The organism is Pinisolibacter aquiterrae (genome assembly GCF_019160155.1).
Classification (GTDB): Bacteria; Pseudomonadota; Alphaproteobacteria; order Rhizobiales; family Ancalomicrobiaceae; genus Pinisolibacter; species Pinisolibacter aquiterrae.
Genome location: NZ_JAFNIH010000030.1, coordinates 29,090 through 43,225, shown reverse-complemented (window position 1 = coordinate 43,225; position 14,136 = coordinate 29,090). Strand labels below are relative to the sequence as shown.

Annotated in this window: 12 protein-coding genes; 9 read left to right on the top strand and 3 right to left on the bottom strand. The window is 70.6% G+C overall.

All coding sequences use genetic code 11. The features are described 5' to 3' along the window. Nucleotides 1-30 precede the first annotated feature (30 nt). From J3S89_RS12160 to J3S89_RS12150, 3 genes are read left to right on the top strand one after another with little or no spacing between them, the layout of a single operon-like run. Nucleotides 31-1,515: a mannitol dehydrogenase family protein gene (locus J3S89_RS12160; RefSeq protein ID WP_217927819.1), complete on the top strand. Its 1,485-nt coding sequence runs from the start codon at nucleotides 31-33 to the stop codon at nucleotides 1,513-1,515. Next, nucleotides 1,512-3,011, top strand: a complete 1,500-nt coding sequence (locus tag J3S89_RS12155) for a UxaA family hydrolase (protein WP_217927818.1) — start codon at nucleotides 1,512-1,514, stop codon at nucleotides 3,009-3,011. Before J3S89_RS12160 ends, J3S89_RS12155 begins: the two co-directional genes overlap by 4 nt. Next, a complete protein-coding gene (locus J3S89_RS12150; protein ID WP_230488951.1) occupies nucleotides 3,008-3,973 on the top strand; it encodes a sugar kinase in 966 nt (321 codons plus the stop codon). Before J3S89_RS12155 ends, J3S89_RS12150 begins: the two co-directional genes overlap by 4 nt. Before the next feature lie 6 nt (nucleotides 3,974-3,979). Here J3S89_RS12150 and pdxR read toward each other — a convergent pair whose 3' ends face one another. Then, the gene (gene pdxR, locus J3S89_RS12145) at nucleotides 3,980-5,395 is read right to left on the bottom strand and encodes a MocR-like pyridoxine biosynthesis transcription factor PdxR (RefSeq protein ID WP_217927817.1); all 1,416 of its coding nucleotides are present in this window, start codon (nucleotides 5,393-5,395) and stop codon (nucleotides 3,980-3,982) included. Nucleotides 5,396-5,464: 69 nt separating this feature from the next. Here pdxR and J3S89_RS12140 point away from each other — a divergent pair, with 69 nt between their 5' ends. Beyond that, nucleotides 5,465-6,202, top strand: coding sequence for a pyridoxamine 5'-phosphate oxidase family protein (locus J3S89_RS12140; RefSeq protein ID WP_217927816.1), 738 nt, complete (start codon nucleotides 5,465-5,467; stop codon nucleotides 6,200-6,202). Nucleotides 6,203-6,229: 27 nt separating this feature from the next. Here the strand turns inward: J3S89_RS12140 and J3S89_RS12135 are convergent, their stop codons facing one another. Further along, nucleotides 6,230-7,186: a LysR family transcriptional regulator gene (locus tag J3S89_RS12135; protein ID WP_217927815.1), complete on the bottom strand. Its 957-nt coding sequence runs from the start codon at nucleotides 7,184-7,186 to the stop codon at nucleotides 6,230-6,232. A 128-nt stretch (nucleotides 7,187-7,314) separates the two neighbouring features. Here J3S89_RS12135 and J3S89_RS12130 point away from each other — a divergent pair, with 128 nt between their 5' ends. Next, nucleotides 7,315-8,724 (top strand): amidase, encoded by a 1,410-nt coding sequence (locus tag J3S89_RS12130; RefSeq protein WP_217927814.1) that lies wholly within the window; start codon nucleotides 7,315-7,317, stop codon nucleotides 8,722-8,724. Between the two features lie 23 nt (nucleotides 8,725-8,747). Here the strand turns inward: J3S89_RS12130 and J3S89_RS12125 are convergent, their stop codons facing one another. Beyond that, nucleotides 8,748-9,449 carry a GntR family transcriptional regulator gene (locus J3S89_RS12125; RefSeq protein WP_217927813.1) on the bottom strand — a complete coding sequence of 234 codons (702 nt, stop codon included), beginning with the start codon at nucleotides 9,447-9,449 and terminating at the stop codon, nucleotides 8,748-8,750. 197 nt (nucleotides 9,450-9,646) lie between these two features. On the opposite strand from J3S89_RS12125, the gene J3S89_RS12120 reads away from it, so the two are divergent. The 4 genes from J3S89_RS12120 (at nucleotide 9,647) to J3S89_RS12105 (ending at nucleotide 14,129) form a co-directional block, all read left to right on the top strand. Further along, a complete protein-coding gene (locus J3S89_RS12120; protein ID WP_230488950.1) occupies nucleotides 9,647-10,414 on the top strand; it encodes a class II aldolase/adducin family protein in 768 nt (255 codons plus the stop codon). A gap of 74 nt (nucleotides 10,415-10,488) precedes the next feature. After that, nucleotides 10,489-12,051: an ABC transporter substrate-binding protein gene (locus J3S89_RS12115; protein WP_217927812.1), complete on the top strand. Its 1,563-nt coding sequence runs from the start codon at nucleotides 10,489-10,491 to the stop codon at nucleotides 12,049-12,051. A 264-nt stretch (nucleotides 12,052-12,315) separates the two neighbouring features. Next, a complete protein-coding gene (locus tag J3S89_RS12110) occupies nucleotides 12,316-13,293 on the top strand; it encodes an ABC transporter permease (RefSeq protein WP_217927811.1) in 978 nt (325 codons plus the stop codon). Then, on the top strand, nucleotides 13,290-14,129 hold the full coding sequence (locus tag J3S89_RS12105) for an ABC transporter permease (RefSeq protein ID WP_217927810.1): 840 nt from the start codon (nucleotides 13,290-13,292) through the stop codon (nucleotides 14,127-14,129). The genes J3S89_RS12110 and J3S89_RS12105 overlap by 4 nt, the downstream gene beginning before the upstream one ends. The last annotated feature ends 7 nt before the right edge of the window (nucleotides 14,130-14,136 follow it).

Below are 14,136 nucleotides of genomic sequence, written 5' to 3'. Positions count from 1 at the left end.
GCTCCCCATCGGACATCATCGAGACCCGCCATGGACCGCCTCTGCGAAGCCACTCTCGATCGCCTGCCGGCCGAGGTCGAGCGCCCGACCTACGACCGCGAGGCGGTGACGACCGGGATCGTCCATCTCGGCATCGGCGCCTTTCACCGGGCGCATCAGGCGGTCTACACCGACCGGATCCTCGGCGAGGACCCGCGTTGGGGCATCCTCGGGGTGTCCTTGCGCTCCGGCGAGACCCGCGACGCGCTCTCCCCCCAGGACGGGCTCTGGACCGTCGCGACCGTCGACGCGGACGGCGCCCGTCACCGGGTGGTCGGCGCCTCGACCGGGATGATGGTGGCGCACGAGGATCCGACCGGGCTCTCGATCCGCCTCGCCCAGCCGGAGGTCCGGATCGTCTCGACCACCGTCACCGAGAAGGGCTACAGCCACGATCCGGCGACGGGCCGGCTCAACGAGGACGATCCCGACATCCGCCACGACCTCGTCCATCTCGAACGGCCGCGCTCGACCATCGGCACCATCGCCGCCGGGCTGAAGCGGCGCCGCGACGCTCGCCTCGCCCCCTTCACCGTGCTCGCCTGCGACAATCTCCCCGCCAACGGCCGCACCCTGCGGGGGCTCGTCACCCGGTTCGCGGAGTTGATCGATCCGGATTTCGGCGCCTGGGTGGCGGGCGAGGTGCGGTTTCCCTCCACCATGGTCGACCGGATCGTGCCGGCGACGACCGACGCCGATCGCGCCGCGATCTCGGCGGCGATCGGGCTCGAGGACGCCTGGCCGATCGCCACCGAGCCCTTCATGCAATGGGTGATCGAGGACGACTTCTCGCTCGGGCGCCCGGCCTGGGACACGGTCGGGGCGCAGTTCGTCGCCGACGTCGCGCCCTATGAGCTGATGAAGCTCCGCCTCCTCAACGGCTCGCATTCGACGCTCTCCTATCTCGGCCATTTCATGGGTCACGAGACGGTGGCCGAGGCCATGGCCGAACCGGCGCTCGCCCGGCTCGTCGCCGATCTGATGACGCACGAGAGCGCGCCGACGCTGCCGGATCTCGCCGGTTTCGACGTTCCCGCCTATTGCGCCTCGCTGATCGCCCGGTTCCGCAACCCGGCGCTCCGGCACCGGACGTGGCAGATCGCCATGGACGGATCGCAGAAGCTGCCGCAGCGCCTGCTCGGCACGATCCGCGACCGGCTCGCGGCGGGAGCGCCGATCGACCGGCTGGCGCTCGGTGTCGCCGCCTGGATGCGCTGGGTCACCGGCATCGACGAGCAGGGCCGTCCGATCGACGTGCGCGATCCGATGGCGGCGCGGCTCCGGGCGCTGGCGGATGCGGCCGGGCCGGTGGCGGAGCGGCTGGCGCCGGCGCTGCTGACGGTCGGCGAGGTCTTCGGCGCCGATCTGCCGGGCGATCCGCGCTTCACCGGGGCGGTGGAATCGGCGCTCGACCGGCTCTTGCGGCGCGGCGCCAAGGCGACGGTCGAGGCGATGGTGGCGGAGGCACGCCGATGACGACGGCCGCCGTGGTGATCCTCTCTCCCGACGACGACGTGGCGGTGGCGACGCGCGCGCTCGTGCCCGGCGAGGCGATCGCCGAGGGCGTCGTCGCCGCCGCCGCGATCCCGGCCGGCCACAAGGTTGCGATCCGGCCGATCGCGCGCGGGCAGGCCGTCGTGAAATACGGACAGGTGATCGGCGAGGCGCTGCGCGACGTCGCGCCGGGCGAGCACGTCCACGTGGAGGAGCTCGGCTTCGGCGCGGGGGACGAACGACGGGCGGCGACGCCCTCCCCCGCGCCCGCCGTCGCGCCGCGCCGCGCCACGTTCCAGGGCTACGCCCGCGCCGACGGTCGCGCCGGCACCCGCAACTACGTCGGCGTGGTCGCCAGCGTGAACTGCTCGACCACCGTCTGCCGCAAGATCGCGGAGATCGCCAATCGTGATCTCCTGCCGCGCTTTCCCGGCATCGACGGGTTCGTGCCGATCGTCCATGGCCAGGGCTGCGGCTCGACGGCGGCGGGCGACGGTCCGGCGATCCTGCGGCGGACGCTGGCCGGCTATCTGCGCCATCCGAATTTCGGCGGCAGCCTGTTGATCGGGCTCGGTTGCGAGGTCAACCAGATCGTCCTCTACGCGGCGGCGGGGCGCGAGGCGCCGGTGACCGCGTTCAACATCCAGGACGTCGGCGGTTCGCGCGCGGCGGTGACGCGGGCGCTGGAGCTGCTCGAGGGCATCGCGGCGGAGGCCTCGAAGGCGACGCGCGTGCCGATCGACGCCTCCGAGCTCAAGGTCGGGCTGCAATGCGGCGGGTCCGACGGGTTTTCCGGCCTGACCGCCAATCCGGCGCTGGGCGCCGCCATGGACCGGCTGGTCGCGGCCGGGGGCACGGCGATCCTCTCGGAGACGCCGGAGATCTGGGGGGCGGAACATCTCCTGACCGCCCGCGCGACGCCGGAGGTCGCGGCCAAGCTCGCGGCGCGGCTCGCGTGGTGGGAGCGTTACGTCGCAGCGACCGGCGCCTCGCTCGACAACAACCCCTCCCCCGGCAACAAGCGCGGCGGGCTCACCACCATCCTCGAGAAGTCGCTCGGGGCGGTCGCCAAGGGCGGCCGGAGCCGGCTCGTCGACGTGGTCGACTATGCCGCGCCGGTCGCCGCGCACGGCCTCGTATTCATGGACACGCCCGGCTACGACCCGGTCTCGGCGACCGGACAGGTGGCGGGCGGGGCCAATCTGGTGGTCTTCACCACCGGACGCGGCTCGTGTTTCGGCTGCCGGCCGACGCCCTCGATCAAGGTCGCCTCGAATTCCGATCTCGCGGCGCGGATGGCCGAGGACATCGACGTCGACGCCGGACGGATCGTCTCGGCCGGGGTCTCGGTCGACGCGGTCGGCGAGGAGATCTTCGAGCTGATCCTCGAGGTCGCCTCGGGCCGGCAGACCATGAGCGAGGCTTTCGGCTATGGTGACGACGAATTCGTCCCCTGGCACGTGGGAGCGGTGCTGTGACCCTGGCGCGACGTGACGGAGATCTGATCGGCGTCGGCGAGGCGATGGTGGAATTCGCCCCGGTCGAGGGCGGGCTCTATCGGCGCGGCATCGCCGGCGACACGTTCAACACGGTCTGGTATCTGCGCCGCCTGCTCGGCGCCCGGCACACGGTCGGCTATCTGACCGGCGTCGGCACCGATCCGGCCTCGCAGGCGATGGTCGACTTCCTCGAGGACGCCGGCATCGCGACCACCCGGATCTTTCGCGACCCCGAGCGCACCGTCGGGCTCTACGTGATCGACCTCGACGGCGCCGAGCGGCGGTTCAGCTATTGGCGCGACCATTCCGCCGCCAAACGGCTCGCCGACGATCCCGTCCGCCTCGCCGCCGCGCTCGACGGGGCGGCGCTGATCCACGTCTCCGGCATCACACTCGCGGTGATCGAGGAGCCGGGGCGGCGCCGTCTCTTCGCCGCGCTGGAAGAGGCGCGGGCACGAGGGGCGATCGTCTCCTTCGATCCGAACGTGCGCCGGCGGCTGTGGCGCGACGTCGAGCCGTTGCGGGCGGCGATGGCGGCGGCGTTCCGCCTCGCCGACGTGGCGCTGCCGAGTTTCGACGACGAGACCGCGCTCTGGGGCGACGCGACGCCGGCCGAGACGGTGGCGCGGATCGCCGCGCTCGGCGTCGGCGAGATCGTCGTCAAGAACGGCGCGGCGGCGGCGATGCTGTGGTCGGACGGCGCGGCGGTCGAGGTGGCGTCGGTGCCGGTCGCCGACGCGCGCGACACCACCGGCGCCGGCGATGCCTTCGGCGGGGCGTATCTCGCGGCGCGGCTCTGCGGCCTCCCGGCGCTCGAGGCCTGCCGCTTCGCCCATGGGGTCGCGGCCGAGGTGGTGCGCCATCCCGGCGCCCTGATGCCGGAGACGGCGGTCGCGCGCTTCGCCGAGGATCTCGCCGGACGGATCCCCGCGCTCGGGTGAGGCGGTTCAGCCCGGCGACGCGGCGCCGACCAGCGGGCCGGCGCGCGCCACCGCCGCGCGCAGCACATCGGGCGGAAAGCCGGAAAAGCCGATCACCAGACCGTTGCGACGCGTCGCGCCGACCGCCATCGACGAGAGCGCCCGCGCCCCGAGCCCGGCGGCGTGGAGACGCGGCAGGCAGACGGCGTCCTCGACGCCCTCGGGCAGGTTCGCGATCAGATGCAGGCCCTGTTCGGGGGCCGCCACCGCCAACCCGCCGGCGGCGAGCCCCTCGACCAGGGCGTCGCGGGCGACCTCGGCACGGCGGCGGGCACGGCGGACATGGGCGGCGAAATGGCCCTCGCGCAGAAGATCGGCGAGCGCCTCGTCGGCGAGCGTCGAGGGAAAGCGATCGGTGCGCTCGCGCAAGGCGAGGACCGGGCCGAGCAGGGCCTCCGGCAGCACCGCATAGGCGATCCTGAGGCCCGGATGGAGCGCCTTGGAGAAGGTGCCGAGATAGACGACGCGCTCGGCGTCGTCGATGCCCTGGAGGGCGGTGAGCGGCGCGCCGGCATAGCGGAATTCGCTGTCGTAATCGTCCTCGACGATCCAGGCGCCGGTCCGTCGCGCCCACTCGATCAGCGCCAGACGGCGGCGCATGGTCATGGCGACGCCCATCGGAAACTGATGCGAGGGCGTGACGTAGACCGCGCGGGCGCCGGGCGCGAGCGTCTCGCCGAGGGCCGGATCGAGCCCCTCGGCATCGACCGGGACGCCGGTGACGCGCAGGCCCGCGCCGCGCAGGGCGGCGAGCGCCATCGGATAGCAGGGATCCTCGATCCAGACGGGATCGCCCGGCGACAAGGCGGCGCGGACGACGAGGTCGAGCCCCTGTTGGGTGCCGGTGGTGACGACCACGGTCTCGGCATCGCAGCGCACGCCGCGCGCGGCGCGCAAATAGGCGGCGATCTCCTCGCGCAGGACGCGGGCGCCGCGCGGATCGCCGTAATGGTAGGCACGCGGCGTCGGGCGGGCGAGCCGGGTCGACATGAGCCGGCGAAAGATCACGGTGGTGCGCGCGTCGGGGCTCGCCACGCCGAGGGCGCCGGGCAGCACCGGCGCCGGCTCGGGCCGACGCGCGCGCGGCGGCGCGATTTCGGCGAGATGGGGGACGGCGCTCGCCACGAAGGTGCCGGCGCCGATCCGCGCCTCGGCGAAGCCGTCGGCGATCAGCATCTCGTAGGCCGCCACCGCCGCGCCGCGCGACAGGCCGAAGCGGGTGCTCAATTCGCGGGTGGTCGGGAGTTTGGCCCCCGGCGCCAGCGTGCGCGTCTCGATCAGCCGGCGCAGCGCCTCGTAGAGCGCGCAGCGGCGCGGCCCCTGGTCGGGCAGGAGCGGCATCAGGGTGGACCAGTCGGGCAGATTGGTTCGTTCATTGGTCATGGAATTGGATCTTCTTCGAGCCAATGCTGTCGCGCTATCGGTGGGCCATCGCCACCCGAAAGGCAAGCCATGACCGATCCGATCTCCGCCCCCGCCGCCGAAACGTCCTATCCCATCGGCTCGAGAAACCGCGTCAAGCGTCTGCACGAGCGCGCGAAATACGACCGCGCCTCGGTCTGGTCGGTGCTCGATTCGGCGATGCTGTGCCATGTCGCCTATGTCATCGACGGCCAGCCCTATTGCACCCCGACGATCCACTGGCGCGACGGCGACCGGCTCTATTGGCACGGCTCCTCGGCGAGCCGGATGCTGCGGGCGCTGGCGCACGGGGTTCCGGTGTGCCTGACCGTGTCGCATCTCGACGGGCTGGTGCTGGCGCGCACGGGCTTCAACCACTCGGCCAATTACCGCTCGGCGATGTGTTTCGGCACGGCCGCGCTGGTCGAGGATCCGGCGGAGAAGGCGGCGGCGCTCGAGGCGCTGATCGACCGCTACTATCCCGACCGCGCGGCGATGCTGCGGCCGATCTCGGCGCAGGAAATGAAGGCGACCTCGGTGATCGCCATGACCATCGAGGAGGCGGCGATGAAGACCCGCGCCAAGGGCGTCGCCGACGACGAGGAGGATCTCGGGCATCCGGTCTGGGCCGCGGTGATCCCGGTCGCGCAGGTGATCGGCGCCGCCGAACCCTGCCCGCGCGGCGCCACCGACACGCCGCGCGCGGCGAGCCTCGACGCCTATCGGCCGGGCCGCCGGCTCGACGAGGCGTTCCTCGAGACGCAGAAGCTGTGGGAGGGCGAGCGCTGAGGCCGGTCCGCCCGGCCCTCCTCCCGTTCAGATGTCGAACAGCTTCGCCTCGGTCTCGGGCGTCGCGACGGCGAAGCGGGAGGGGCCGAGGTCGCGGAAGAAGCCCTTCATCTCCCCGATGAAATCGGAGAGGAAGCGCGGTTTGCGGGCGCCGTAGGGGTCGACGACGATCAGGGCCGGCGGCGGCAGCGGGTCGGCGATGGGGCGGCGCACCAGATGGGGCGCGTCGCCCATCACCGGCGAGATCGGCCGCATGTTGAGAACCGCGATGCCGAAACCGGCGGCGACCGCCGCGCGCACCGTCTCGTAGGACCGGGTGCGGAAACCGATGCGCCGGCCGAGGCCGGACATGTCGAAGATGGTGGAGAGATAGGCGCCGGTCTGCGGGAGATCGAGGAGAATCATCGGCCGATCGGCGATCGCCGCCAGAGGCACCGCGTCGAGGGCGGCCAGGGGATCGTCGACCCTGAGCAGCACATGGGCCGGCATCCGGCAGATCCGGGTCACCTCGCCGGAAAAGGGCGGGCCCATCTCGTAGGTGACGACGGCGTCGACATGGCCGGTGTCGAGCCACTCGCGCAACTGATGTTGATCCGCCTCGAGCAGATTGATGTCGATCGGTCCCGTGCGGGCGGTCAGCCGCTTCAGGACCTCGGGCAGGAAGAGCGGGCCGAAGGGCTCGAAACAGCCGATGCGGATGGTGCGCGGCGGGCCGTCGGCGAGCGCGCCGATCTCCCGCACGAACTCGGTCTCGGCGGCGACCAGCGCGCGCGCGGCCGCGACGAAGCGCTCGCCGGCCGGCGTCGTCTGCATCCCCTTGGAGGGGCGGCGGATGAACATTTCCGCGCCGATGTCGGCCTCGGCGATGTCGATCGCCGCCAGGATCGACGACTGGGAGATCCCGAGATCCCGGCTCGCGGCCTGGACCGAACCGAGGCGGGCGACCTCGACGACGTAGCGGACCTGGCGGACCGTGAGCGACATTGATTCATCCATCAAATAGCTGAATGCCGTCAAAATAATACATTTTGTGATTTCCCGCGAGCCCCTCATGATTGCCTCCGGATAGGGCAGCGACATAGGTCGCCGCTTTTTCGAGCAGGGGGCTTGGCATGACGTCGACGCAATCGTTCGTTCCTCCCGATGAAGGCCCGCAGGTGGCGGCGCTGGGCCGCGCCTTCGCCACGGGCGAGCGATCGCCGGTCGAAGTGACCCGCGCGGCGCTCGATCGGGCCGAGGCGATCGACCCGGCGCTCGACGCCTTCGTCTCGATCGACCGCGACGGCGCGCTCGCCGCCGCCGCCGCCTCGGAGGCGCGCTGGCGGGCCGGACGGCCGCTGTCGCCGATCGACGGCATCCCCACGACGCTCAAGGACATCGTCTGGGTGAAGGGCTGGTCGGTGCGCTACGGCAGCCGCACCACCTCGGCCACGCCCTACGGCGAGGACGCGCCCGCCGTCGCCCGGATGCGGGCCGCCGGCGCCGTCTTCATCGGCCTCACCACCTCGCCGGAATTCGGCTGGAAGGCGGTGACCGACAGCCGCGCCCACGGCATCACCCGCAATCCCTGGAACCCGGCCCTCACCTCGGGCGGCTCCTCCGGCGGCGCGGCGGTGGCGGCGGCGACCGGCGCCGGCGTGCTGCATCTCGGCACCGACGGCGGTGGATCGATCCGCGTGCCGGCGGCCTTCTGCGGCATCGCCGGGCTGAAGTCGACCTTCGGCCGGGTGCCTGCCTATCCCGCCTCCTCCTTCGGCACCGTCGCCCATCTCGGGCCGATGGCGCGCCACGCGGCCGATCTCGCGCCGATGCTCCGGGCGATGTCGGGTCGCGACCTCGCCGACTGGTCTCAGGGCGTGGGCGCGCTCGACGGGCTCGACGACGTCGCCACCGAGACGATCTTCTCCGGCGCGCGGGTCGGCGTGTGGGCGACCCCGCCCTGCGGCACGGTCGATCCGGAGGTGGCGATCGCCTTCCAGGCGGCGCTGGCGCGGCTCGAGGCGCTCGGCGCGATCCTCGAGCCGATCGAGCTGCCGATGGCGGACCGGATCGTCGACATCTTCGAGAAGCACTGGTTCGCCGGCGCGGCCAATCGGCTGACGCAGGTTCCCGAGGCGCTGCGCGGCGAGATCGATCCCGGTCTCCTCGAGGTGGCGGCGGCGGGCGCGGCGATGAGCGCGGTCGATCTGGTCTCGGCGCAGGTGGCGCGGGCCGGGTTCGGCGCCGACATGGACCGCCTTCTCGACCGTTACGACTTCGTCGTCTCCCCCGGCGCGGCGGTGCTGCCGTTCGGCGCCGGGCTCGAGGTGCCGGAGGGCAGCGGGCTGGCGCGCTGGCACCTGTGGGCCGGCTTCTCCTTCCCGATCAACCTCGGTCAGCAGCCGGCGGCGGTGGTCCCGTCCGATCCGACCGCCGCGGGGCTGCCGACCTCGCTCCAGATCATCGGCGCGCGCGGCGCCGATGCCCGGGTTCTCGCCGCGGCCTGCGCGTTCGAGGCGACGGGGAAAGGGCGGGCGCGATGAACCGGCCGGCGACGCGCCTCGTCTCAGCCCTCGCCGCCCGCCTCGCGCGCGGCCAGGAGCCTGACGACGTTGTCGCGCGCCACGCCGACGTGGACGTCGATCGCCGCCAGCCAGCGCGCGCCGTCGCGCGCGAGCAGCGCCTCCAACACGGGATCGTGGGTGCGGGCGATCACCGCCGGATCGGCATAGAGATGGCCGATCACGGCGATGCCGAAGCGCATCTCGTGGGTCAGCTCGTCGTAGACGCGCAAGGCCCGCTGATTGTCGGCGAAGACCTGAATCATCCGGTGGAAGGCGAAATCCTCCTCCACCTGACGGCCGGGATCGTGGACGAAGGCGGCGATGCGGGCGGCCTGCGCCGTCAGCGCCGCCGCCATCTCCGGGGTCAGACGCTCGCACACCCGGAGGCCGGCGTGGCGCTCGAGGCAGATGCGCAGGTCGTAGATCTCGTCGAGGCCCTTGGCGTCGAGGTCGCGCACGAAGAAGCCGCGACGGGGATGGGCAACCACCAGCCCGCGATTCTCGAGCAGACGCGCCGCCTCGCGCAGCGGCGCCCTGGACACGCCGAGCTCGCTGGCCAGATGCACCTCGTTGAGACGGGCGCCCGGCTCGAAACGCCCGCCGACGATCGCCTCGGTCAGACGCGCGGCGATGCGGTTGACGAGGTCGTCGACGGCGACGGACGGGAGGCGTTTCTCGGCGGTTTCCGCGCTCGCGTCGGTCATGGGCCCCTCTCCTCGCTCGGAAATCGAACTGCTCAAAAATTCGACGGTGTCGACTGTCGACAATTCGAATTCTATGTGTTTACCCTTAGCCGGTCAAACGAGACTTGCGTCCCATTCCGGTCCTTCGGATCGGGGCGCGGCCCGACCGGCCGAGGCGGCACGGCGCCGGGCACGACCAACCAGGAACGGCGAGCGGCATGAACGCGATCACCACCACCGCGATGGGCGGCAATCTTCCCAAGGAACGCACCGATCTGGCGGCGGCCTATCGCCTGATCGCGCATTTCGGGATGGACGACAGCATCTACACCCACATCTCGGCCAAGGCGCCGGGGGGTGAGCTGTTCCTGCTCAATTCCTACGGCCAGCGCTTCTCTGAGGTGAAGGCGTCCGAGCTGGTGACCGTCGATCTCGACGGGACCGTGGTCGACGATCCACTCGGCCACGGCATCAACGCCGCCGGCTTCACCATCCATTCCGCCGTGCACGGCGCGCGCCCCGACGTCGGCTGCGTGCTGCACACCCACACGGTCGCCGGCGTCGCCGTCTCCTGTCTCGAGGAGGGGCTCCTGCCGCTGAACCAGTGGTCGCTGCAGTTCCACGGGCGCATCGCCTACCACGCCTACGAGGGCATGGCGCTCGATCTCGCCGAGCGCGAGCGTCTCGTCGCCGATCTCGGCACCGCCAAGGCGATGATCCTGCGCAATCACGGCCTGATGACCTGCGGCCGCACCGTCGGCGAGGCCTTCGTGCTGATGCACAATCTCGAGCGGGCCTGTCAGGCGCAGATCGCGGCGCTCTCGACCGGGCGGGCGCTGCGCCTGCCCTCGGCCGAGATCGCCGAGATCACGGCTCGCCAATACGAGACCTGGGACGCGCTGCATGCCGACAGCGGTCTCGACGACCCCGAGTGGGACGCCTTCCTGCGGCTCGGCCGCGCGGTGGCGCCCGACTTCGAACACTGAGGCGTCCGCGCCTCGGGACCACGAACGACCCCTCGCATCTCCTCGACCACCCCCATCCGGAGGAACCGGCCGTCATGAAAGCGAAACTCCTGGGAACCCTCGCCACCTCCCTCGTCCTGGCCGCGTCCGTCGCGGTCCCGGCTCTCGCCGGCCCCAAGGAAGGCGGGCGCGCCAACGTCGTGATCCAGCCGGAACCGCCGGGGATCATGACCGGCATCGTCCAGAACGCTCCCGCGCAGATGGTCGGCGGCAACATCTTCGAGAGCCTGCTGCGCTTCGACACCGAGCTGAAGCCCCATCCCCAGCTCGCCACCTCCTGGGAGATCTCGCCGGACGGCCTGACCTACACGTTCAAGCTCCACCCGGGCGTCAAGTGGCACGACGGCAAGCCCTTCACCTCGGCCGACGTCGTCTTCTCCGCCGACAAGTTCCTGCGCGAGACCAACCCGCGCACCCGCGCCTCGCTCGCTCATGTCGAGACCATTACCGCCCCGGACGATCTGACCGTGGTGTTCAAGCTCAAGGAGACATTCGGTCCCTTCATCCGCATGTTCGAGGCCGGCACGCTGCCGATGGTGCCGAAGCACATCTATGAAGGCACCGACTTCAAGACCAACCCCGCCAACAACACCCCGATCGGCACCGGCCCGTTCAAGTTCGCCGAATGGGTCAAGGGCTCGCACATCCGGCTGGTCAAGAACCCCGACTATTACGAGAAGGGCCTGCCCCATCTCGACGAGATCTATTGGCACGTGATCCCCGACGCGGCCGCCCGCTCGGTCGCCTTCGAGACCGGCAAGATCGACATCCTGCCCGGCGGCTCGGTCGAGAACTTCGACGTCGCCCGCCTCGCCAAGACCAAGAACGCCTGCATCACCGACAAGGGTTGGGAGTTCTTCGCGCCGCAGGCGTGGCTGTGGTTCAATCACCGTCAGGGCGTCACCGCCGACGCACGCTTCCGCAAGGCGGTCTCCTACGCGATCGATCGCAAGTTCGCCCACGAGGCGCTGTGGAACGGCATGGGCAAGGTCTCGACCGGACCCTTCGCGGACTCGACCGCCTTCCGCGACGAATCCGCTCTCGTGAAGTACGACTACGATCCGGCCAAGGCCAAGGCTCTGCTCAAGGAGATGGGCTACAAGGGCGAGGTCATCCGCTTCCCCTACATGCCCTATGGCGAGACCTGGCAGCGCTGGGCCGAGGCGATCAAGCAGAACCTCGAGGACGTCGGCATCAAGGTCGAACTGATCGCCACCGACGTCGCCGGCTGGAACAAGAAGATGGGCGATTGGGACTTCGACATCTCGACCACCTATCTCTACCAGTACGGCGATCCGGCGCTGGGCGTGTCGCGCGCCTATGTCTCGACCAACATCGCCAAGGGCTCGCCGTTCAACAACGTCGGCGGCTACGCGAACCCGGAAGTCGACAAGCTCTTCGCGGAAGGCGCGACCGCCTTCCCCGACAGCGCGCGTCAGAAGGCCTATTCCGCCGTCCAGAAGAAGCTCTCCGAGGACGCGGTCTACGCCTGGCTGATCGACCTGAAGTTCCCGACCATCACCCACTGCAACGTCAAGAACCTGATCACCACCGGCATCGGCGTGAACGACGGGTTCAAGGAAGCGTGGATCGAGTGATCGCCGCGATCGGCTGATGAAAGAGAGCGGGGCGCCGGAGCCACGGCGTGGCGCCCCCTCGTCCACCCCTCAGGGGCGCGCCTTCTCCCGCGAGGGGAGGTGGAAAGACCGGCCTCCGGCCGGTGCTCGGATCGATTTGCGCTCTCGCGCCCGAGCGAAGCGAGGCTCTTCCTTCTCCCCTCGTGGGAGAAGGTGCCCGAAGGGCGGATGAGGGGGCCCGCGCCCTCTTCCCGCCACGGCGCCGCACACGAACGAGGACGATCGATGCAGACGCTCTGGTTTCTCTCCTCGCGCCTCGTCAAAGGCATCCTGGTGGTGCTGGCGATCGTGGTGCTCGACTTCTTCCTGATCCATTTCGCCCCGGGCGATCCGGCGGCCGTGATGGCGGGCGAGAGCGGCGCCACCGACGAGATCTTCCTGCAGCAGCTCCGGGTCAAGTTCGGCCTCGATCAGCCGCTCATGACCCAGCTCGGGCTCTATCTCTGGGGCGTCGTCCGGCTCGACCTCGGCTATTCCTATCGCCAGCAGATGCCGGTTCTCGATCTGGTGATGGACCGCCTGCCGGCGACCCTGATCCTGACCGGCGCGGCCTTCGTCTTCTCGCTGGTGATCGGCGTCGCCGCCGGTGCCTGGGCCGCCGCCAACAAGGACCGGCCGCTCGACCGGGCGATCACCACGATCTCGCTGATCTTCTACGCCACGCCCTTGTTCTGGATGGCGTTGATGTCGGTGTTGGTGTTCTCGGTATGGCTCGACTGGTTGCCGGGCTTCGGCTTCGAGGAGGTCGGCAACACCGACAACGTCTTCGAGCGGGTTCTCGACGTGTCGCGCCATCTGGTGCTGCCCGCCGTGACGCTCGGCCTCTTCTTCACCGCCGTCTACGTCCGCATGACGCGCTCCTCGATGATCGAGACGGCGCGGATGGACTTCGTCAAGACGGCGCGCGCCAAGGGGCTCACCGAGGGCGTGATCCTGCGCCGCCACGTGTTGCGCAACGCCGTGCTTCCGGTCGTCACGCTGGCCGGTCTCCAGGCCGGGCAGATGGTCGGCGGCGCGGTGATGACCGAGACCGTGTTCGCCTGGCCCGGCATCGGGCGGCTGATGTACGAGGCGCTCCTGCAGCGCGACTACAATCTGCTGCTCGGCGTCTTCCTCGTCTCCGCCGCCATGGTGGTCGTCTTCAACATCCTGACCGACTGGGTCTACCGTCTGGTCGATCCGCGCATCGAGGTGGCCCGATGACCGGCTTCTGGTCCCGCTTTAGACGTCGACGGATCGCCATGATCGGTCTGATCGTGGTGGCCCTGGTGGTGGCGGTCGCCATCGCCGCCCCCTATCTCTACCCGCAGTCGCCGTGGAAGATGGTGCAGCGGCCGTTCCTGCCGCCCTTCGCCAACGCCCTGGTGCCGCTCGGCACCGACACGCTCGGCCGCAACGTGGCGAGCGGTCTCGCCCACGGGGCGCAGGTGTCGCTCCTGATCGGCATCGTCTCGACCCTGGTCGCGCTCGCCGTCGGCGTGCCGATCGGCGCGATCGCCGGCTATTTCGGGGGCATCGTCGACGACGTCCTGATGCGCTTCACCGAGTTCTTCCAGACGGTGCCGAGCTTCGCTCTCGCCATCGTGCTGGTGGCGATCTTCCAGCCGAGCCTCACCTCGGTGATCGCGGCGATCGGGGTCGTCGGCTGGCCGCCGGTGGCGCGGCTGGTGCGCGGTGAGGTGCTGGCCCAACGGCGCCGCGAATATGTCGAGGCGGCGATTCTGGCGGGACAGTCGAACTTCACCATCATCACCCGTCAGATCCTGCCCAACGTGGTCTCGCCGATCGTGGTGCTGGCCTCGCTGATGGTGGCGACGGCCATCCTGCTCGAGAGCTCGCTCTCCTTCCTCGGGCTCGGCGATCCTTCCGTGATGTCGTGGGGCTACATGATCGGCGCGGCGCGCACGGTGGTGCGGCAGGCGTGGTGGCTGTCGTTCTTCCCGGGCGTGGCGATCCTGATCACCGTGCTCGCGATCAATCTGGTCGGCGAAGGTCTCGCCGAGGCTCTCGATCCGCGCTCCTCGCGCGATCACCACTGAGGAGGCG

Coding starts and splice junctions, on each gene's coding strand:
- J3S89_RS12160 (WP_217927819.1), top strand. CDS start 31: ATGGACCGCCTCTGCGAAGCCACTCTCGATCGCCTGCCGGCCGAGGTC.
- J3S89_RS12155 (WP_217927818.1), top strand. CDS start 1,512: ATGACGACGGCCGCCGTGGTGATCCTCTCTCCCGACGACGACGTGGCG.
- pdxR (WP_217927817.1), bottom strand. CDS start 5,395: ATGACCAATGAACGAACCAATCTGCCCGACTGGTCCACCCTGATGCCG.
- J3S89_RS12140 (WP_217927816.1), top strand. CDS start 5,465: ATGACCGATCCGATCTCCGCCCCCGCCGCCGAAACGTCCTATCCCATC.
- J3S89_RS12135 (WP_217927815.1), bottom strand. CDS start 7,186: ATGTCGCTCACGGTCCGCCAGGTCCGCTACGTCGTCGAGGTCGCCCGC.
- J3S89_RS12130 (WP_217927814.1), top strand. CDS start 7,315: ATGACGTCGACGCAATCGTTCGTTCCTCCCGATGAAGGCCCGCAGGTG.
- J3S89_RS12125 (WP_217927813.1), bottom strand. CDS start 9,449: ATGACCGACGCGAGCGCGGAAACCGCCGAGAAACGCCTCCCGTCCGTC.
- J3S89_RS12120 (WP_230488950.1), top strand. CDS start 9,647: ATGAACGCGATCACCACCACCGCGATGGGCGGCAATCTTCCCAAGGAA.
- J3S89_RS12115 (WP_217927812.1), top strand. CDS start 10,489: ATGAAAGCGAAACTCCTGGGAACCCTCGCCACCTCCCTCGTCCTGGCC.
- J3S89_RS12110 (WP_217927811.1), top strand. CDS start 12,316: ATGCAGACGCTCTGGTTTCTCTCCTCGCGCCTCGTCAAAGGCATCCTG.
- J3S89_RS12105 (WP_217927810.1), top strand. CDS start 13,290: ATGACCGGCTTCTGGTCCCGCTTTAGACGTCGACGGATCGCCATGATC.